Origin of the sequence: Prevotella denticola (assembly GCF_900454835.1) — a bacterium.
Taxonomy (GTDB): Bacteria; Bacteroidota; Bacteroidia; order Bacteroidales; family Bacteroidaceae; genus Prevotella; species Prevotella denticola.
In genome coordinates this window covers 1,501,762-1,523,065 of the sequence record NZ_UGTM01000001.1, presented here as the reverse complement: position 1 = coordinate 1,523,065, position 21,304 = coordinate 1,501,762, and the positions used below count along the sequence as shown (strand labels likewise).

Sequence of the window (21,304 nt, the reverse complement as noted above, 5' to 3'; positions counted from 1 at the left end):
CTGCATTCCAAGTAACGCCTGGTTGCACTCTAAGTGGTGCTTACTTGCAAGCCTATTAACGCCTAACAGCGATGCAACTAAGCACCTTTCCCATCGTGTGCCGTATATTCTTGTAAACGAGCTGTTTACAGATTCCGCTTTGCGTTCCTTCAGCTTGCGGATCATCAGATCGCTTCAAGGTAAGGCGGATGGGACCAGGCGGAAGCTGTACAGGTGTTTTGGACAGTAAAAATTATGAACAGGACGAAGCCTCAATGCCACACTTCCCGTCATTTCTTCATGTGTCGCTTCTGCCTGACCTCTCTCCGTCGGACAGCTCCACGGTTCTGTTTCAGCTTGCTTTCTGCGAATATTTGGAAAAAATACTGTAATTTTGCAGCCGGTTACTCATAGGATTATAAACCTGATATGTTATATTCATTTTTCCGATTGATTATGAACAGGCATAGAAACGGTATGTCTGGTTCTTTTTTGTCCCGGTGCTTTCTTGCACTGTCTCTTTTGTGTTTTACGTCAGCAGTCTATGCTGACAATGTAGATTTCAAGACGGCTCTGCGTATTGCCCGCCGCTATGTGACGGTCGGACGGAAGGCGTCCAAAGTGCAGAAGACACGTTCGGCAGTATCGAAGGCCCCGCAGCCATACTATGTTTTCAACGATGCTGCCGGAAAGGGCTTCGTGGTCGTCGCCGGTGACGACAGAATGGGCGAGGTGCTGGCCTACAGCGATGAGGCTGCGATTGACATGGACAGACTCAGTCCAGAGGCACGTTATCTCTTCGAGGCCTACCGGCAGGTCTATGAGATATTAGGGAAGGACAAGCGGCTTACCACGCGGGCGGCCGCTGCCACGGCGGCGGGGGACCATGTGGACCCGCTGGTCAGCACGAAATGGAGCCAGTTCGAGCCTTACAACCTACTGGTGGGCGGTGATTACCCGACGGGCTGTGTGGCAACGGCGGTGGCACAGGTCATGTGTTACCACCGGTGGCCGGAGCAGGGAAAGGGACAGGCAAGCTATCGGGCGACTTACGACAATACTGTCCGGTCGGCCGACTTCTCCCAGTCGCATTACGACTGGGGGCACATGCTGCCCGATTATGCCCACGTGAGAGCTACGGAACAGCAGAACAATGCCGTGGCAAAGCTGATGAGCGACGTGGGCATCGCCACGGCCATGCAGTACACGCCTGCCTCAAGCGGTACACAGGACTATCTGGCAGAGCGGGCTTTGCGCGACTATTTCGATTACGATGCCTCCCTCATAGGGCGGTCTGACGAGGGGGCTGCCCACTTCGTGGAGATACTGAAAAAGGAAATCCGAAACGGTTTCCCGCTCTATATGTCGGGGATGTCGGCCGGCGGCGGAGGCGGCCATGCGTGGGTCTGCGACGGCTTCGACAGCGAAGACCGGTTCCACATGAACCTCGGCTGGGGTGGTCAGGCCAACGGCTACTACTCCGTCACGGCCTTGAACATCACTTCCACAGGCAGTGAGTTCGGAGGGAAACCGCTCACTTTCAACCGTTCGCTGCACGTGATCGCCATACATCCCAACAAGCCGAATACGCCCAAGATTGATGCCGACATCGCCTACAAGTCGCCGAACATAGCTTTCAGACTTGGCAGTGAGATGGCTTTCGAGGGCAAAGCGCCTGCAGTGCCTGCTGCCGGCGTGAAGCTGATGTACAAAGATTTCACCAATCAGAGCAACGACCCTTTCATGGGTGACATCGGCGTGGGAATCTATGATGCGGACGGCAGACTGACGAACGTTTTTCCCTATAGCCAGAAAGGGAAAGGCATATTCACCAAAGTCCGCTTTGTCTATAATGACGAGAAGATGACTTCAGGGGCTGTTATAGACGAGGAGATACCCTTTACGCTCGACTTCTCTGCACTGACCAACGGCACTTACACACTGTCGCCCATTGTGGCCGGGCTGCAGGAAGACGGCACGCTGGGAACGTGGGTAAGGATGAAGAAGGCACCGCGAGTGGTGATGAAGGTGGCAGATGGTAAAATCGACTATCTGGAACTGCCGTCGAAGACACCTGCCTATCAGCTCGCAGCCGACCCGCAGTTGGACGGCAGACTGATTCCCGGTGAGGAGAACAGGCTGCTCTTGCCCATCCGTAAACTGGATGCACAGGTCTTTGACGGAACTGTGAAGGTTGAACTGGTTGACGGCGAGGGGACGGCTGTCTATACCTCGCAGACAGAAAACAAGGTGGACTTCGATATGTATGCCACGACGAGGGTCAGACTGCCGTTTACCGTTCCCTACGGTACCGCTGCGGGAGAATACCGGGTGCGTGTGACAATCGTCAATGCCGATGGGAATACCTGCAGGGTAAACGACCGCCCCCTGCACGGACCTTACAAGGTCACGGTGGAGGACGGGAAGAAGCGGGATGTCTTTGCAACCGTGCGTGCTTTTGTTCAGGACAACAACGAGGAAAGCATACCGGGTGAAGGGATAGATGTCAAAAAAACTTCTACTTTCAGAGTAAGTTGTATGGCTTTCCTTGGGAAAAATGTGCATTACAAAGGCAGTCTGACACTGTATCTGATCGATACGCAGACAGAGTTTTCTATCCCCGTGATGAAGAGACCGCTGCAGGTCGACCTGAGTAGTGCCGGGCTTATGACGCAGATTACCAGCGACTGGATCGACCCTCGGAAAGAGCGGCTCATCAACAACCGCCGCTACCGGCTGGCATTGATTGGCGAGGAAGACGGCAGGAATGTGGACCTGCTACCGGCTTCTTCCCGGCCGACTTTCATTTCCGTTGTCAACAATGATGTGACGGATGGGATTGACACGGCCCACGCCAAAGATGTCCTGCGGTTCACCGGCGGACGTCTTTCCGTGCAGCGACAGGGCCTGGAAAGTGTGGAGGTGTATGGTCTGAACGGAGTGCGTGTGGCCGGCGGTACGGCCGATGCTTCCGGCAGCATATCACTCTCCCTGCCCAAGGGCACCTATGTGGTGCGTGTGACGACACAGGAGGGCTGCTATTCGGCAGTTATCCGATGATGAGAAACTCATACAGCAGAAAGGCGTGGCGGATGGTCTGATGACAGCAGAACGGCGGTGGTCAGTCGGTTTCTGACTGCCCCGCCTGCCTGTCGCTTACATAACGGACCAGCAGATGGTTAATAGGGATTGTCATTTAAGCCTTGCCTATGATGTAACCGCTGTGACAGTCCCTCCGTTCTGATTATTTCCTGTCAGTGTTTCGACGGTAAACACCATTGCTGTTGATCATGGGTGTTAAGACCACGGCACGAACTACGTCAGATATGATAATGCCCGGACGGAAGCTGTTTATCCATAGCTGATACGTTTGTGGCGAATCGGCTGTGAAATCCTTTTCCTGTCACTACCGTCACACTCCAGACACGTATAATGAATTGATACATAATATGTTCACTGAGAATGTTAAAAGTGACAGCAAATCAAAAATGAACTTTTGTTGTAAACAGTCGGCAGTTTTATCCTTATAGGCAGGTCCTGAAAATTACCTTTGATGTTTTTTGCCTTTTAGACGGGCTGATTCTGCTTTCTTCTTGAAAGAGCATAGCGGGCTATGCGACTGAAGGAGAAGGCTGAAGATGCTGCATGAAAGGAAGAAGACACAAAGAGTTGACAATATCCCTGTCAACGACGGATCGACGTGGATTTTTTAGAACATGCCTATAGTCAGCATCCTACCACTATAATTTTCAGAGAATCTTTTTTATAGCTCGAATGAGTTTAGAGCCCGCAAGATAGCTGCTGAATCTACATAATCTCATGCACGAAAAAGACAGAAGGCGCACAATGAACCTGTTTGATGTTCATTGTGCGCCTTCCGTCTTATAGCGTATAAGAGTCGGGCTATTTCAGTACGCCCAGCTCCTTGCCGACCTTGATGAATGCAGCGATGCACTTGTCGAGCTGCTCCCGTGTATGTCCTGCTGACAGCTGTACACGGATGCGGGCTTCACCTTTCGGAACGACCGGATAGTAGAAGCCGGTCACGTATATGCCCTCGTCAAGCAGCCTGGCGGCATAGACTTGCGACAGCTTGGCATCGTAGAGCATGACGGCGCAGATGGCACTCTGGGTCGGCTTGATGTCGAAGCCGGCAGCCATCATCTTGTCGCGGAAGTAGCTGACGTTCTCGACAAGACGGTCGTGGAGCTCGTTGCTCTCCTTGAGCATCTTGAACACTTCGAGGCTGGCACCGATGATGCAGGGAGCAAGCGAGTTGGAGAAGAGGTAGGGACGGCTGCGCTGACGGAGCATATCGATGATCTCCTTGCGGCCTGTGGTGAAGCCGCCAAGCGCACCGCCGAATGCCTTTCCGAGTGTACCGGTGTAGATGTCCACACGTCCGTAGGTCTTGCACAGCTCGCTCACACCGTGCCCTGTGGCACCGACGACACCTGCCGAATGGGACTCATCGACCATGACGAGTGCATCGTACTTCTCTGCCAGGTCGCAGATCTTGTCGATAGGAGCCACGTTGCCGTCCATGGAGAATACGCCGTCAGTACAGATAATGCGGAACCGCTGTGCCTGTGCCTCCTTCAGACAACGCTCAAGATCGGCCATGTCGGCATTGGCGTAACGATAACGCTTTGCTTTGCACAGGCGCACACCGTCAATGATGGAGGCGTGGTTCAGCGAGTCGGAGATGATGGCGTCCTGGTCTGTGAAGAGCGGTTCGAACACACCTCCGTTGGCATCAAAGCAGGCGGCATAGAGAATGGTGTCTTCCGTCTGGAAATACTCCGAGATAGCGGCTTCCAGTTCCTTGTGGCAGTCCTGTGTGCCACAGATGAAGCGTACCGAGGACATACCGAAGCCACGCCTGTCCATCATCTTCTTGGCACCTTCAATCAGACGTGGGTGATTGGAAAGCCCAAGGTAGTTGTTGGCACAGAAGTTCAGTACTTCCTTGCCCTTCACTTCAATTGCTGCACTCTGCGGACTTTCAATGACTCTTTCTTCCTTGTAAAGTCCGGCTTCCTTGATCTCTGCAAGCGTGTTGCTGAGATGTTCTTTCATCTTACCGTACATAACATTAGATTTTATATTTGCTGAGGACAAAGTAAGTTATAAAAAATGAGATAAACCGTATTCTGCCGTGTTTTTTTTGCCCGACTGCCCATATTTTTAAGAATTTTAATACTGGCAGATGGCCTATTCACCAAAAAATATGCTTACTTTGCATTCTTGTAAACATAAACTTATCAATATTTATGAAAAATGTCTTGGTCATTGGCTCGACAGGGCAGATAGGCTCGGAGCTTACCAGAGAACTTAGAAGGCGTTATGGAAACGACGGAATCGTCGCCGGCTACATCAAGGGTGCAGAACCCGGAGGAGAGCTGAAAGAAGGCGGACCGTCTGCAGAAGCCGATGTTACGAATCCTGAGATGATTGCCGAAGTTGTAAGAAAACACAAGATTGACACCATCTACAATCTTGCAGCACTGTTGTCCGTCGTGGCAGAAAAAAAACCGCAGCTGGCCTGGAAAATCGGTATTGACGGGCTTTGGAACATCCTTGAAGTGGCACGCGAAAACAAGTGTGCGGTCTTCACGCCGAGTTCCATCGGCTCCTTCGGCCTGAACACGCCGCACACGAAGACTCCGCAGGACACGGTGCAGCGTCCCGGTACAATCTACGGAATATCGAAGGTGACGACGGAACTGCTCAGCGACTATTACTTCAAGAAGTACGGCGTGGACACACGTTCTGTACGTTTCCCCGGTCTTATTTCCTACGTGACGCCCCCCGGTGGAGGCACGACCGATTACGCTGTTGACATCTACTATTCGGCTGTCCGCGGTGAAAAGTTCATGTGTCCGATCCGGAAAGGAACGCTGATGGACATGATGTATATGCCCGATGCCCTGCATGCCGCCATCTCCCTGATGGAAGCCGACCCGTCCCGCCTGGTTCACCGCAACAGCTTCAATATTGCTTCCATGAGCTTTGACCCGGAAGAGATTTTCCATGCCATCAGGCGGTACAGGCCCGGTTTCGAGATGGAATATGATGTCGATCCGCTCAAACAGGGGATTGCTGACAGTTGGCCGGACAGTCTTGACGACAGCTGTGCCCGTGCAGAATGGGACTGGCAGCCACAGTACGACCTCGACTCCATGACCGTTGACATGCTGAAGCATCTTGAAGAAAAGCTGAAGTAAGGACGCAGAGATGTGCGGAAGCGGTTGTCCACACCCTTTCTCCCGCCCCCTCCGCCTCCGAGTACGTGTCTATACGAAGAGTGCATCATCCTGCCAACCGGTCGGTACGAGTAGGATGATGCGCTCCTCTTTTATGTTCCTGCTGCCGATATGACAGCTTTATGATGCAGGTACACTGTACATCTCTTTTATACATTTTGCTATCTTGAAATGAGGCTCAAGCGTGCTTTTCCTTACTTTCAGCCGGTAGTTGTAGACCGTCTGTGTGGAGTATTGCAGTATTTCTGCAATGTTCACACTCTCGTCCACACCAAGAGTGATAAGCGCATAGATACGCTGTTCAGGCGTGAGGCTGTGAGTGTTCTCTGATGTGAAGCGGCACTCCGGACGCAGAAGTGCATTGAAGCGGTCAATGAAGTCGGGATGGATCGAGAGAAATGTATCATCGAACTGGGCATAAAGAAGGTCCGCACGTTTGCCCTTGGCATTGTCTCTCTGTTGTGCGAGTCCCGATGCTTTGCATAAATCCTATTTTAAAATTAATATCAATTTAACTATGAGGAAAATATTAACTGTTTTCGCTTTTTCTCTCTGTTCCGTTATGAATATGGCGGCACAGGAGACAGTCGCATTGAATACGGGTGACATTACTTCGCCTAAGCTCAATGCCAACAGAACCGTGACCTTCTCAATGCTTGCACCAAATGCGCAGAAGGTGCAGCTGGAGGCGGATTTCCTTCCTAAACAGATCGTCGAGACATCCTTTGGCAAGATGGAAGCTAATGGGAAGGCTGACATGAAGAAAGGGACTGACGGCGTGTGGACCTATACCTCCTCTGCACTGACCCCTGAACTTCATACCTATTGTTTCTATGTTGACGGAATCCGTATGACCGATCCGAACAACGTCTACATGATCCGTGATATTGCGACCTATACCAATTATTTCCTTATCGATGGTGAACTTTCTCAGAACTACTTTGTCCGTGAGGTGAAGCACGGAACCGTTTCAAAGGTATGGTATCCCAGTCCAAAGCTGGGTATGAAGGCCCGTCGTATGACAGTTTACACACCTGCCGGTTATGCTGACAATCCCAAACGCAGGTATCCGGTCCTCTATCTTCTGCACGGATCAGGCGGCGACGAGAATTCATGGAGCGAGCTGGGACGTGCTGTCCAGATTCTTGACAACGAGATTGCACAGGGTAAGGCTGAGCCGATGATTGTCGTTATGCCGAACGGCAATGGTACACAGGAAGCAGCACCGGGTGAATATCCCAACAGTATGTATAAGCCATCCTTCATGAACAGCCGTACGATGGAAGGTTCTTTCGAGGTTGCCTTCCCAGACATCATGAACTATGTAGAATCACATTACCGAACTGTCAACGACAAGAATTACCGTGCCATCGCAGGCTTGTCAATGGGCGGTTTCCACGCTCTCTACATATCGGCCAACTATCCTGACAGGTTCGGCTATGTGGGTCTTTTCTCTGCTGCTGTCAATCGTGAAGGCAAGGGTGAAAACTCCTTCATCTATCAGGATCTTGACAAGAAACTTGCCACTCAGTTCAATCATGGCGTGAAACTCTATTTCATCGGTATTGGCAACGGCGACTTTCTCTATAAGGATAATGTCGGTTTCCGCAAGAGACTGGATAAAGCCGGGTATAAGTACACCTACATGGAGACTGACGGTGGACATGAGTGGCGCAACTGGCGCAAGTATCTCAACACGCTGTTGCCAAGGCTTTTCAAATAATCTCGCTTGCCATCCCGCGATAAAGAAACCGGAGAACCCCATGGCATCGCATTTCATGCGGCTTTGCGTCCGGTGACGGTGTCGGCATTTAAAAGGCCGCTGATGCACTGATTTGATTCTTTAGACCTGTAATTTTTGGGGCATCCGGTAAACGAAAGAGGCTATATCGGAATCACGGGAACTGACAGTTCCGGATTCGATATAGCCTCTTGTCTGTTTTCTCCAAAAGAGAAGATCTGATTATTTGTTATTGCTGTCCGATAAAACCTAAACAGCATATTTCCCCCTGCGTAATCTCTTTCAGACTGACAAATCTGCCTTGTCTTTGAAAAATAAGATCCGCTGACCAAATAAGTTGTGTTTGCTTTGGGTAGAGTACAACTCTTTTCTGACCGCAAGTTGCTTCTGCCAAGGCAACGTCTTGTAGGGGTGTGAGCCATCAACACGACTGGTGTCTGCCGACGACCCCATAAGTGACAGGCAACAACACATCTGCAGAAAATGAGAAGTCGTGTTCAATCCTGTCGCTATAATATTGGTAAGACACAGATGATTGTCTTATACGGAGAAATGCTTACCGGACGGTACTGACTGTTTATCTTCTTCTCTTACCTGCTGTTTTCTTGCCGGTGCCGGCGGTCTTTTTACCAGTAGTCTTCTTTGCTGCAGGTTTTTCAGGTGCGACTTTCTCCGGCATTTTGTTCTCGGGACGTGCAAAGCCGTCTTTCTGTGCACGTTTGCTCATGGTCTTGATACGTTTGTCGAGGTCTGGATGCGACGAGAACATACGTTTCCACTTGCCTTCCTTCTGTATGCCGGCATCCTCTTCCAGTTTCTTCAGCTTCTCGAACGAAAGGGCGATGGCCCAGGGATTCTTACCGTTCTCCTTCAGGAATTCGTAACCGTAAGCATCGGCCCGGCTCTCCTGTTTCTGTGAGTAGGTGGCATTGAGCAGCGACTCTCCCAGTTCGCCGAGCTGCGAATCGGTCAGTGCGGCAGCCTTGTTGCCTGATGCGGCCAGCCCGTCTTTCAGTGCGCTGGTGAGCAGAGCCGTACGGAATCCCTTCTTGGAATCCTTGTGGGCAACGTGTCCGATTTCATGGCCGATGACTCCCAGCAGCTCTTCATCCGTCATGATGTCCATCAACGAGGAGAATACCCGGACGCTGCCGTCAGGACAGGCAAAGGCATTCACGTCGGTGACGTAGTAGACTTTGAAGTTCAGCGGGATTCCTTCTACGTTTGTCAGCCCCTGTGTGAGCCTGTTCAGTCGTTTGGTGTAGGGACTTCTGGCATCGCATACCTTGTTGTTCTTGTCCATCCAGGCAATGTACTCCTTCACATATTTGGCCATGTCGGCGTCGGTCAGTGTAGCGGCCTTTACAGCTTTTGTGGCACCGGCGGCGGCTTTCCCGATGTTGAACTGTGCCTTTACAGGGGTTGCTCCAAGAAGGAGAAATGCAGTGGCAAAAGTGCCGAAGAGTAGTTTCTTTCTCATACGAATAGGTTGTTAAATTAACGTTAATACGTCTGCAAATATATACATTTTTCCTCGTATATCCTGTTCTGGCGGACTTTTTTTTTATGTTTGTGCCTGTATTCTCCCGGCCTTTTCTGCTATTGTCTTGTGGCGGTACATTCCATCTCAATGAGCCATTCCGGACGGCACACCTTGGCAAGGACGATGATGTGAGGCTGGGTTGGGAAGCGGCGTGTCATGTACCGGCTGACGACGGTGTAGTCCGAAGGATCACGCAGATAGATGACGAAATAGTTGATGTCCGCCATGCACATTCCGCCGTCCTGGAGCAGGGCCTCGATATTATCGAGCAGCCGGACAGTCTGTTTCTCCACGTCGCCGAGATAGAGGACATTGCCATATCTGTCGATGCTTGCCGTTCCGGAGATGAATGCAATCTGCTTGTCGGGAAGGGTGAGGCGTGTGCCGCGTTCGAAGGCTACACCGTATTCGTGGGTAGGATTGAGATGGTCCAGTGCCTGGAGGTATTTCTTGTCTTCCTCCCCGATGTCCGGATAGGTCAGGAAGTCGATGGCCACGGTCGCCGAACGTGCCGGTGAACTGCCGCCTATGCCTGTCGAGGCGATGTAATGGGTGTCTGCGGTCAGGCCGTAACGGCGGAAGATGTCGTTGCGTGCCTTGACAATTCCGTCATAGTTGATGTCTATGTCTGCCACGTAAATCCATGTCCGGACAAGATGAGTGCGGATGTCAAGTCCTTTTTCCTGTATGCTCCTGAGATATTTTTCAAAGAGCATGACGGTCTGGAAGTATGCGCTTGTTCCGTGTGTCTCCTCTTCTGTCAGCCTGATGCTCTGGAAGATGCAGTTGTCTGCCCGGGAGGTTGTCTTCACAAGTATGCCGATCTTGCTGCCGTTCAGTGGAGGCTGTTCTACAATAGTGGTTGACAGGGTTGACAAGACGTTCTGGAAGAGTTCGCTCTCGATGAGTAGCTGATGTTGGTTTTGTATGTCGCTGAGGAATATTCTGACATAGTCCAGTCTGCGTCCCGCATGTCCTGCGTGGGACTGCAGTTCGGAAAGCTGTCGGCTCAGATCCTCCAGCTGCTCAGTAAATTTGCCTTGGCTCTTCGGAGCCAGAATTTCATAGAAGTCCATTTTCCTTTTGTGTTCTGTTTCCCGCAAAGGTATATCTTTTTGCGGAGAAAAAGGTTTTGAATATATGCAGAGGGAATGCAATTACCTACTATTAGGTAGGCCGGCGGATGAAACCGGAGCTGATAATCATGTGTGGGGAACTGTCTGTTCCGGATTGCCGTGAAGCGAAGGGGCTTGTTCCCGATGTCGGAAAAGAAGGACTTGCCGGCAATAGTCCTGTGGAAAAATGAGCAAGAGTATTCGGATGGGGCGAGGGAGGAAGCGTGTGCCGGTATGAAAAGACAGTGTCAGGAAAAATGCAGCCAGTCCTCGCCGAAGTCAGGAGCAGGGTTATTGCTTTGTTGCAGGTTTTATGCAATGAGTGGCAGATTGAGTGATGACAAGAAAAACAGGGGCAGACGATTCCGCCTGTCCCTGTTTCTTTTTGATGTGCTCTTGGAGCCTTCCGGTATATATGCCATGTCGACTGTTCTGCAGGAAGGGTGCCGGTATGTTGTCCGGTCAATGTCTTCTCTTCCTGTCCTCTGTCAGTCTCTCTTGCTTCCGAAGAAACGGAGGAGATAAAGAAAGAGGTTGATGAAGTCAAGATAGAGACTCAGTGAACCGAGGAGAGCAATCTTCTGTGCCGACTCACCGGCATCGGGTGCCATGAGCAGATTGCGCTTGATGGCCTGTGCATCCCACGCTGTAAGCCCAGTGAAGACGAGTACGCCGATGCCGCTGACGATGAAATCCATCATTGTGCTGCGAAGGAAGATGTTGACAAGTCCGGCTATAATCAGGCCGATCAGTGCCATGAAGAGGATACCTCCCATCCGGGTCAGGTCTTTCTTCGTCGTAGAACCGATCAGTGCCATCGCACCGAATGTGCCGGCAGTGATGAAGAAGGTTTTGGAGATTGCGGCTATCTTGTAGACGACGAAAATCCATCCCAGTGTCAGGCCGTTGACGGCAGAGAAGACAATGAACCACATTGTCGCACTGACAAGTGACAGCCGGCTAATGCGTGCGGTGACATACCAGACAATACCCAGTTCGGCCAGTCCGGCAATGAGCAGTGGTCCGTTGTTCATATAGAGCATCTGGATGAGTGCCGGAGAACTGCCTGCACCGTAAGCCACGACACCTGTAATGGCGAGCGCCATGGCCATCCATACATACACCTTGCGCATCAGTGCGGGGAATGTGCGTGACATCTCCAGGTCGCGTTCGTGACTGGAAGCTACGTTTGTGAAATTGTCAAAGTTCATATTCATTCGTTTTTTTGTTTGTTTTCTTTCTTCCTGTTATAGAATAGCGGTCTGTCTCGCGAGGCGGATCCGCCTGTTTGACAAGTCTGCAAACCTTATGCCATTTGCAGATTGCCATTAGGTCATGTCATTCTGTCTGTGACGGTCTGTGTGTTTCATCCTATTGTCTTATTGTTTTCATCACTTTCACGGAGATGTCGAGCCACGCTTCCATCTGTCTGTAGTCTTTCCTCTCCCATATATCCTTGAAGTCCAGAAATTCATGGGTAAGACGGCTTTCGTATGCGTTGCGCTGGTAGCTGGTGGATCTTCCCTGCTCCATGATCTCAACACAGCCGAACTTGTTGGCGGCTGTCGGAATGCGTATCCAGCCTTTCTCACCTTGGATGAGGATGAACGACGGACTGGTAGAGTCCTTTGCTGCGGTGCAGGTGGCGGTCATGGTAGGATAGGAGAGTACCATTACGCCGGAGGTGTCGATTCCGTTATGTCCGTAATTGGCAAAATATCGGCTTGCAGCAGGAGGGCCGAAAAGGGCCGTGACGACGCTGATGTTGTACACGTTGAGGTCGTTCAGCGTACCACCGCCTGAAAGTGGGTCGAATGCCGGAGCGATGTCTCCCTGCAGATAACGGTCATATTTGCTTGAGTATTGTGAGTAATTGCACTGTGCGAAGTGTATCGGTGCGATACGTCCCAGACTCTCCTTTACAAGCCGGAAGTTCGGTGTGTGGAGCGGTGAGACGGCCTCGAAGAGATACAGCTTCCGCTCCAGTGCCATTGCTGCCAGCTCTTCTGCCTCTGCAACAGTCATGGTAAAGGGCTTCTCCACAATCACATTCCTGTCTGCCTCTAATGCTTCGTGTACGAACGCATAATGAACGCTGTTGATCAGGGCGATGTAGACAAAGTCGGCACCGTCTTCTCTGAGCAGCTGTGTATAGTCGGTATAGATGCGCTCTATATGATTCGTTTTCGCAAGTGCCTGTGCCTTCTCCTTGTTGCTGTGTGTGAAAAGGCTGGTTATCTCTATTCCTTTTGCCTCTGTCCTGAGCATCTTGATGACCTCGGTGGCTATCATTCCTGTTCCTACAATACTAATCTTCATGTTTGTTTTCCGTTTTACGGCATATTCTATAGTCGTTTTTTCACGACATGAGACTTATAGAATGTGCCTTGTTACTTTTCCTGATGCAACAAAAGTATAGAATGTTTTGCAGAAAATGGGGGAAATGACTATTTTTGTGCTCTCTTAACAAGCATTAGTTGATATGATGAACAGAAAATTTTTATTCCTTTCAGCGTTTCTTTTGTCTGTAGTCGCAGCTGTGGGATGTGCAGACTGGAAGAAACCCGCAGTAAAGTGTTTGGCCGACTCGGTAGCTTCGAAGACTGCTGTTCCTGATTCTGTTGTTGTGGAGAAAGAAGTACCGTTGGTGGTGGATTCCATAGGAAAATCGTTCAGCAGTAAAAAGGGTAACCTTGATTTTGCTTATGATTTCCCAGTTTCCGGGCCAAGTCCGTTGGTTGATTCTTTGCGTGCTTATCTGTCATCAGAGATGGCAGATGCCGGGTATGTCAAGCCTTATGGAAATCTTTCCGATGGGAAGGGGATGATAACGTATTATGCAAAAACTGCGTTCGAGGGTATGACCCGGCTTTTTGAGGATGATGGGAAAAGGGCTGCTCCCTGCGTCCCAGAAGTCTCTCTGTTTGTAAGGAAAAGGGGGGAGACGGAGCGTTTCGTTACTTATGTGTCGACATATTATATTTATGCTGGTGGTGCGCATGGCATGACTTCTGAGTATGGCGTAACCTTTGACAAGAAGTCGGGTGTCAGACTGCGGAATATTTTGAATGCAGATTGTGAGAAAGTACTACAGCCGCTTCTTAAAGAGAAAGTAGAGAATTATTTAAAGCAGACTGTCAGTTCGGATGACAGGGAAATGTCAGAAGCTGAGCTCAAGGATCTTATGGATGGGCTTTTCCTCGAGGATGGGGTTATTCCGCTGCCAGGCAATGGGCTTTATCTGTCTCCGGAGGGGGTGGTCTTTTCCTATGGACAGTATGAGATAAGTGCTTATGCTGTCGGAATGCCGACCTTTACGGTTCCTTATGAGAAGATTGGAAAATACCTTTCGCCTGAGGCACGACGCCTTGCAGGGATTAAGTAATCTTTCTTAATTCTGTAAGTTGGATTGATTACTTTCGGCTTTGAAGTTGAGAAATGACTTTTTATTGGTGCATCAACCAAACTAATCCTTTGGCAATTCTGACTCCGTTGTCTTGGAAATGGTTGCCTTCGTTCCATTCCATCTTACAGTTGACGCCTTTGTCTTTGAATATTTGTTCTTGGCGTAGGATGTCTTTACTGATAGTTGACATCAATTTTGTTTTTGTTTTCTCTTCTTTATCGCCAAGACTGAGATATGCGTGTTCTACTTGTGGCTGGTGAAAATTGGCATAGTCTAACCAACCTGTATACCATGCAGAAGGGGATGCTGAGACTATCCCACGGAAAGGAACATTCTGTTGGTAGCCTGCCCAAAGGCTAAAAAGTCCTGCTAATGAATATCCTCCTAAGATGGTATTGCTTTTATTGAGTTCTAAAGCAAATCGTGCTTTTAAGGCTGGGATAAGTTGATCTATTATATATAATAAGGTGGAATGAGCACCATCACCAAAGGGAATCTTTCCAAATACGGGTGGAGCAGGCCAAGGAGTTAGTTCGGCATTCCATCTATTTATGCGAATAGCAATATGAATAAAAGGTGCCTGCGAGTTATCTTCTATATAGGTGATTTGTCGCTCCAACTCCTCTGTGTCATTACTGTCAACAGGCTGAGTAATGAAAAACTTTGCATTTTCTTCGCTATGTAGGATGCAAGTGTGCTCTCCAATCTTAACAATCTCCTTTTTATGTCTCATACTTTTCAAATCTTATTTCAGGGTACAAAAATAATCATTTTTAAGCAAATTGGTTGATTTGGGTCAATTCTAAATAAAAAAGTTCATTTCTTGAAAAAATAATCTTCAAAACATTTGGCGGGAATGAATTTTCTCCATACCTTTGCACTCGCTTTGCAAAACGAGCCGTCCGGCGAGTTGCTTAAAGCGGATAAGAAAAGAGTTCTTTGAAAAGATTTACATAAACAGAGAAGTAGTACAAGAAGCGTCTGTCTGATTCTATATCAGATGGATGGGTAAAAGAAACGAACCGATCAATTCATCGTCCCTGCTTTTGAGGCTCGCCTCAATTATGGGGAACAGAAGAAAAGGTGCTTTTTACTTGATACTTTAGGATAAGCGTTCTGGAACAGAGATCACTCGATGAGAGTTTTGTTTAGTTGTATTTACTGCTAATATAAAATTCCCATCAATACATATTTTACAGTGGAGAGTTTGATCCTGGCTCAGGATGAACGCTGGCTACAGGCTTAACACATGCAAGTCGAGGGGAAACGGCATTGAGTGCTTGCACTGAATGGACGTCGACCGGCGCACGGGTGAGTAACGCGTATCCAACCTTCCCGTTACTGCGGGATAACCTGCCGAAAGGCAGACTAATACCGCATGTTCTTCGATGACGGCATCAGATTCGAAGCAAAGATCCGTCGGTAACGGAGGGGGATGCGTCTGATTAGCTAGTTGGCGGGGCGACGGCCCACCAAGGCGACGATCAGTAGGGGTTCTGAGAGGAAGGTCCCCCACATTGGAACTGAGACACGGTCCAAACTCCTACGGGAGGCAGCAGTGAGGAATATTGGTCAATGGGCGGAAGCCTGAACCAGCCAAGTAGCGTGCAGGAGGACGGCCCTAGGGGTTGTAAACTGCTTTTATGCGGGGATAAAGTGAGGGACGCGTCCCTTTTTGCAGGTACCGCATGAATAAGGACCGGCTAATTCCGTGCCAGCAGCCGCGGTAATACGGAAGGTCCGGGCGTTATCCGGATTTATTGGGTTTAAAGGGAGCGTAGGCCGGGGATTAAGTGTGTTGTGAAATGTAGGCGCCCAACGTCTGACTTGCAGCGCATACTGGTTCCCTTGAGTACGCGCAACGCCGGCGGAATTCGTCGTGTAGCGGTGAAATGCTTAGATATGACGAAGAACCCCGATTGCGAAGGCAGCCGGCGGGAGCGCAACTGACGCTGAAGCTCGAAGGTGCGGGTATCGAACAGGATTAGATACCCTGGTAGTCCGCACGGTAAACGATGGATGCCCGCTGTCGGCGCCTTGCGCCGGCGGCCAAGCGAAAGCGTTAAGCATCCCACCTGGGGAGTACGCCGGCAACGGTGAAACTCAAAGGAATTGACGGGGGCCCGCACAAGCGGAGGAACATGTGGTTTAATTCGATGATACGCGAGGAACCTTACCCGGGCTTGAATCGCAGGAGAACGATACAGAGATGTTGAGGTCCTTCGGGACTCCTGCGAAGGTGCTGCATGGTTGTCGTCAGCTCGTGCCGTGAGGTGTCGGCTTAAGTGCCATAACGAGCGCAACCCCTCTCCCCAGTTGCCATCGGGTGATGCCGGGCACTCCGGGGACACTGCCGCCGCAAGGTGCGAGGAAGGCGGGGATGACGTCAAATCAGCACGGCCCTTACGTCCGGGGCTACACACGTGTTACAATGGCCGGCACAGAGTGCCGGTGCGGCGCGAGCCGCATCCAATCTTGAAAACCGGTCTCAGTTCGGACTGGGGTCTGCAACCCGACCCCACGAAGCTGGATTCGCTAGTAATCGCGCATCAGCCACGGCGCGGTGAATACGTTCCCGGGCCTTGTACACACCGCCCGTCAAGCCATGAAAGCCGGGGGTGCCTGAAGTCCGTGACCGCGAGGATCGGCCTAGGGCAAAACTGGTGATTGGGGCTAAGTCGTAACAAGGTAGCCGTACCGGAAGGTGCGGCTGGAACACCTCCTTTCTGGAGAGGACGCTTGTCTGTCTCGTTTTATTACGAGACGCTATGGCATCAATGACGTAAGAAGGACCTTTGGTTCGTTTTTCTTCTTGTACTCACTGCACTCTGTATTATATAATGTAGGAGTCCAGAGTTTAAGGCTCACATAAAGGTTCAAGTCCTTATTCTCCGCTTCGCTGTCATCTGTTTCTGCGGCACTGCCTCAGAGCAAACAGATTGCACGGCATAAGATCTTTGACATATTGACACAAGCAAGACTGTAAAGTAGAACGGTTCTTTCCGTCAGGGAAGAATCAGTATTCTGATGATTGAAGCAAGGGCTTCAGATTCTTCAGAATCACACAACAGCTGAAAGTATGAGCTACATTCTCCGCAGGCGATTGCGGAGAAGGCGAAGAAAGCAGGAAAGGGCGCATGGCGGATGCCTTGGCTCACGGAGGCGATGAAGGACGTGATAAGCTGCGATAAGCCCCGGGGAGGTGCAAATGACCTTTGATCCGTGGATTTCCGAATGGGACAACCCGGCAGGCTGGAGGCCTGTCATCACCGCAGGAGCGGTGAGGCGAACGGAGGGAACTGAAACATCTTAGTACCTCCAGGAAGAGAAAATAAACTAATGATTCCCCCAGTAGCGGCGAGCGGACGGGGAAGAGCCCAAACCTGCGGCGTAGCGATGCGCCGCAGGGGTTGTAGGACCACGCTGTCGTACTCTGATTGTGAGGAGAATATACTGGAAAGTATGATCATAGAGGGTGAGAGTCCCGTATCCGAAGCATGAGGAGGCGTAGTGGCATCCTGAGTAACGCGGAACACGTGGAATTCTGCGCGAACCCGCCGGGACCATCCGGCAAGGCTAAATACTCCCGTGAGACCGATAGTGAACGAGTACCGTGAGGGAAAGGTGAAAAGCACTCCGACGAGGAGAGTGAAAGAGTTCCTGAAACCATGCGCCTACAAGCGGTCGGAGCCGCGCGAGCGGTGACGGCGTGCCTTTTGCATAATGAACCTACGAGTTGCCGTGTCCGGCGAGGATAAGCGTCAGGAGACGCGCATCCGCAGTGAAAGCGAGCCTGAACAGGGCGTGTAGTCGGACGGGGCAGACGCGAAACCAAGTGATCTACACTTGCCCAGGCTGAAGTCCGGGTAACACCGGATGGAGGGCCGCACGGATAAGCGTTGAAAAGCTTCCCGATGAGGCGAGTGTAGGAGTGAAAGGCCAATCAAACTTGGAGATAGCTCGTACTCCCCGAAAGGCATTTAGGTGCCGCGTGCGGCGTTGTCCGCGAGAGGTAGAGCGACCGGTAGGTCGAGAGGGCTTCACCGCCTGTCGAGACCTGACGAACTCCGAATGCTCTCGGACCGCAGCCGTGCAGTAAGGGGGCGGGTGCTAAGGTCCGTCCCCGAGAGGAGAAGAATCCAGACCGCCGTCTAAGGTCCCGGAATTCTGCCTGAGTTAGTCTAACGAAGTCCGGTCCCCGTGACAGCTAGGATGTTGGCTTGGAAGCAGCCATTCATTCAAAGAGTGCGTAACAGCTCACTAGTCGAGGGTCCGGGCGTGGATAATAATCGGGTATAAGGCAGATACCGAAGGCGCGGGATAGCAATGTATATTGAAAGTATCGGTAGGGGAGCATTCCATCGGCGTCGAATGGTGAGGGTGACCGATCCTGGAGCTTATGGAAAAGCAAATGTAGGTATGAGTAACGATAAAAAGGGTGGGATTCCCTTTCGCCGAAAGACCGAGGTTTCCCGGGCGATGCCAGTCAGCCCGGGGTCAGTCGGGTCCTAAGCCCCAGCCGAACGGCGAAGGCGATGGCAGATGCGGTCAACATTCCGCAACTCGCATTATCAGTGACGTGGAGACGGAGCAGTGACACTGCCGCGCCCTGACGGAACAGGGCGTTTAAGTGCGTAGGCTGTGACAGCGGCAGGCAAATCCGCCGCTGGAGCTGAAACACGAAAGTACGGCTCTTCCTTCGGGAAGCGCCGAGCGCAGGTAACCATACTCCCGAGAAAATCCGCTAAACTCAATGGTACTGCGACCCGTACCGCAAACGGACACACGTGGTCGGGTAGAACATACTGAGGCGTTGAGAGATTCATGGTCAAGGAACTAGGCAAACTGACCCCGTAACTTCGGGATAAGGGGTCCTCATGGCGACATGAGGCGCAGAGAATAGGTCCAGGCAACTGTTTAACAAAAACACAGGGCTGTGCGAACTCGAAAGATGAAGTATACAGCCTGACACCTGCCCGGTGCCGGAAGGTTAAGAGGAGACGTCACCAGCGATGGGAAGCGTCGAATTGAAGCCCCGGTAAACGGCGGCCGTAACTATAACGGTCCTAAGGTAGCGAAATTCCTTGTCGGGTAAGTTCCGACCTGCACGAATGGTGTAATGATCCGGACGCTGTCTCGACCATGATCTCAGTGAAATTGTAGTATCGGTGAAGATGCCGATTACCCGCGATGGGACGAAAAGACCCCGTGAACCTTTACTGCAGCTTAGCACTGACCTCGGTCATCCGATGTGCAGGATAGGCCGGAGGCTTCGAGGCGGGCGCGCCAGCGTCCGCGGAGCCGCCCTTGAAATACGGCCCTTCGGCTGTCTGAGGTCTAACGCGCCTGTGGCGCGGACACTGCTTGGCGGGCAGTTTGACTGGGGTGGTCGCCTCCAAAAGCGTAACGGAGGCTTCCAAAGGTGCCCTCGGACCGATCGGTAACCGGTCTCATGGAGTGCAATGGCATAAGGGCGCTTGACTGGGAGGCAGACATGCCGAGCAGGTGGGAAACCAGGGCATAGTGATCCGGCGGACGTGTATGGAAACTCCGTCGCTCAAAGGATAAAAGGTACTCCGGGGATAACAGGCTGATCCCCCCCAAGAGCTCATATCGACGGGGTGGTTTGGCACCTCGATGTCGGCTCGTCACATCCTGGGGCTGGAGAAGGTCCCAAGGGTTGGGCTGTTCGCCCATTAAAGTGGCACGCGAGCTGGGTTCAGAACGTCGTGAGACAGTTCGGTCTCTATCTATCGTGGGCGCTGGAGTTTTGCGCGGTGCCGTCACTAGTACGAGAGGACCGTGACGGACAGACCTCCGGTCAGCCGGTTGTGCCGCCAGGTGCACCGCCGGGTATCTGAGTCTGGAACGGATAAGCGCTGAAAGCATCTAAGCGCGAAGCCGTCCGCAAGATGAGAACTCCTCACGAGGGCCGTCACAGACGATGACGTGGATAGGGCGCAGGTGTAAAGACGGCGACGTCAAAGCCGAGCGCTACTAATTGCCCGAAGCTTTCTCCCGGTCTCCCGCCTCCGGCAGTCGGAGTGCGGGGGCCGGCGGCTCAGACTTTGAGCTGTGTGTCCTTCCGGGACGGAGGACGGGTTCTATGACGGTCTTGCCTGTGGAAATACGTCACCTCATACGGCTGGCAGGGATCCTTCTCCATCAGGAAAGCACTGTAGGGAAGGAGAGAAGTCAGTCCGGAAGTCATGTCAGGTGGTTATTGCGGCGGGGTCCCACCTCTTCCCATTCCGAACAGAGAAGTTAAGCCCGCCTGCGCCGATGGTACTGCAATGCAATGCGGGAGAGTAGGTGGCCGCCTCCTTTCACACACGGGAGAGCCCCGGAGACAAGTCTCCGGGGCTCTCCTTTTTTCGTCTGGAGGGATGAAGGCGGAGAGGGGGAAGGGTGTGATGGGCTGTGATAAGCGATGATGGGCGATGATAAGCGATAAAGGAAGTTTGATTGATTGTTGAATATACGTATGGTTCTTCTTTGAAGAGAGATTTCTTGTTGTGATTTTCCCTTTTTGAGAAAAACTATTTTTTTCCTCTAACGAAAAGCTACTTTCCTTATCAAACTGGCTTGTAAATCACAGTTTTTATGTAATTTTGTCCGTTGAAACGTTTTTAGTATGTTTTATTTTATCAAAAGGACCTTAGTGTGGATCAGACGACTGAAGTATTCCAGAGGTTTTGGAGTACAGTCGCCTTGGGCATACCGTTTTATTCGATATGTGGTGAATGAGCACTATCCATATTATAAGTACAGGCAGCTTGAGGAGACTGTCTATGGTCTTGATAGACGTACCAGAAAGCTTTGCAGATTCTATTTTCGCTTGTCAAATTATCAACAGCCAGTTTCTTTCATCGATTTTTGTCCTCCGTCTCCCTGCTATAAGTTCTATGTAACGGCAGGGGCGAGACGTGCGGATTACAGGCTGGTAACATTGGAAACATCGATAGAAGAACAGTACAGTATGCTGGCAGAAGCAGGTGAGCACAGCATCGTCCGTGTGTCTTTGACTGGAGAATACAGAAAATTTCTCGATCAGGCTCTTGACACCCTGCCTGCTTCTTCGGTTTTGGTTATTGAGCGTATTCAACGGGACAGGGAGTCTGAGGAATACTGGAAGGAGTTGATGGCAGATGATAGAACAGGGGTTTCTTTCGACTTGTACTATTGTGGTGTGATATTTCTCAATTCTGCAATGATCAAGCAGAACTATATCGTAAATTTCTAAATATATCCTGT

At 51.0% G+C, this 21,304-nt stretch carries 12 protein-coding genes, 3 rRNA genes and 1 pseudogene; 8 read left to right on the top strand and 8 right to left on the bottom strand.

All coding sequences use genetic code 11. The features are described 5' to 3' along the window. Window positions 1-456: 456 nt before the first annotated feature. Complete coding sequence (locus tag DYH27_RS06525) at window positions 457-3,039, top strand: thiol protease/hemagglutinin PrtT (protein WP_025068169.1); 2,583 nt, start codon at window positions 457-459, stop codon at window positions 3,037-3,039. Window positions 3,040-3,882: 843 nt separating this feature from the next. Here the strand turns inward: DYH27_RS06525 and kbl are convergent. Then, a complete protein-coding gene (gene kbl / locus DYH27_RS06520) occupies window positions 3,883-5,070 on the bottom strand; it encodes a glycine C-acetyltransferase (RefSeq protein ID WP_004351360.1) in 1,188 nt (395 codons plus the stop codon). Window positions 5,071-5,252: 182 nt separating this feature from the next. Here kbl and DYH27_RS06515 point away from each other — a divergent pair, with 182 nt between their 5' ends. Next, a complete protein-coding gene (locus DYH27_RS06515; RefSeq protein WP_004351375.1) occupies window positions 5,253-6,206 on the top strand; it encodes an NAD-dependent epimerase/dehydratase family protein in 954 nt (317 codons plus the stop codon). A gap of 159 nt (window positions 6,207-6,365) precedes the next feature. Here DYH27_RS06515 and DYH27_RS13390 read toward each other — a convergent pair whose 3' ends face one another. Together DYH27_RS13390 and DYH27_RS13730 are read right to left on the bottom strand one after the other, a co-directional pair. Continuing rightward, window positions 6,366-6,503, bottom strand: coding sequence for a hypothetical protein (locus DYH27_RS13390; RefSeq protein WP_155803264.1), 138 nt, complete (start codon window positions 6,501-6,503; stop codon window positions 6,366-6,368). Next, window positions 6,504-6,680 (bottom strand): annotated as a pseudogene (locus tag DYH27_RS13730) (DUF6377 domain-containing protein); the annotation flags it as partial. 82 nt (window positions 6,681-6,762) lie between these two features. On the opposite strand from DYH27_RS13730, the gene DYH27_RS06510 reads away from it, so the two are divergent. Further along, window positions 6,763-7,968, top strand: coding sequence for an esterase (locus DYH27_RS06510; protein WP_025068170.1), 1,206 nt, complete (start codon window positions 6,763-6,765; stop codon window positions 7,966-7,968). 595 nt (window positions 7,969-8,563) lie between these two features. Here the strand turns inward: DYH27_RS06510 and DYH27_RS06505 are convergent. From DYH27_RS06505 to DYH27_RS06485, 4 genes are all read right to left on the bottom strand, one after another. Then, window positions 8,564-9,466 (bottom strand): M48 family metallopeptidase, encoded by a 903-nt coding sequence (locus DYH27_RS06505; RefSeq protein WP_025068171.1) that lies wholly within the window; start codon window positions 9,464-9,466, stop codon window positions 8,564-8,566. Window positions 9,467-9,585: 119 nt separating this feature from the next. Further along, window positions 9,586-10,632: a Rid family hydrolase gene (locus DYH27_RS06500; protein WP_081640799.1), complete on the bottom strand. Its 1,047-nt coding sequence runs from the start codon at window positions 10,630-10,632 to the stop codon at window positions 9,586-9,588. Window positions 10,633-11,132: 500 nt separating this feature from the next. Next, window positions 11,133-11,861, bottom strand: coding sequence for a Bax inhibitor-1/YccA family protein (locus DYH27_RS06495; protein ID WP_025068173.1), 729 nt, complete (start codon window positions 11,859-11,861; stop codon window positions 11,133-11,135). Between the two features lie 154 nt (window positions 11,862-12,015). Then, a complete protein-coding gene (locus DYH27_RS06485; protein WP_029755026.1) occupies window positions 12,016-12,963 on the bottom strand; it encodes a Gfo/Idh/MocA family protein in 948 nt (315 codons plus the stop codon). 163 nt (window positions 12,964-13,126) lie between these two features. On the opposite strand from DYH27_RS06485, the gene DYH27_RS06480 reads away from it, so the two are divergent. Then, window positions 13,127-14,029: a DUF3298 and DUF4163 domain-containing protein gene (locus DYH27_RS06480; RefSeq protein WP_025068174.1), complete on the top strand. Its 903-nt coding sequence runs from the start codon at window positions 13,127-13,129 to the stop codon at window positions 14,027-14,029. Window positions 14,030-14,090: 61 nt separating this feature from the next. Here the strand turns inward: DYH27_RS06480 and DYH27_RS06475 are convergent, their stop codons facing one another. Further along, a complete protein-coding gene (locus DYH27_RS06475) occupies window positions 14,091-14,783 on the bottom strand; it encodes an alpha/beta hydrolase (protein WP_025068175.1) in 693 nt (230 codons plus the stop codon). Window positions 14,784-15,245: 462 nt separating this feature from the next. Between DYH27_RS06475 and DYH27_RS06470 the strand changes: the two genes are divergently transcribed. The 4 genes from DYH27_RS06470 to DYH27_RS06455 all read left to right on the top strand — a co-directional run bounded on the left by DYH27_RS06470 (window position 15,246) and on the right by DYH27_RS06455 (window position 21,293). After that, window positions 15,246-16,776: ribosomal RNA gene (locus DYH27_RS06470) — 16S ribosomal RNA — on the top strand. A gap of 391 nt (window positions 16,777-17,167) precedes the next feature. Next, window positions 17,168-20,070, top strand: a 23S ribosomal RNA gene (locus tag DYH27_RS06465). Window positions 20,071-20,262: 192 nt separating this feature from the next. Beyond that, window positions 20,263-20,375: ribosomal RNA gene (gene rrf / locus DYH27_RS06460) — 5S ribosomal RNA — on the top strand. Together the 16S, 23S and 5S rRNA genes form the textbook arrangement of a ribosomal RNA operon. A gap of 309 nt (window positions 20,376-20,684) precedes the next feature. Next, complete coding sequence (locus DYH27_RS06455; RefSeq protein ID WP_025068503.1) at window positions 20,685-21,293, top strand: hypothetical protein; 609 nt, start codon at window positions 20,685-20,687, stop codon at window positions 21,291-21,293. The last annotated feature ends 11 nt before the right edge of the window (window positions 21,294-21,304 follow it).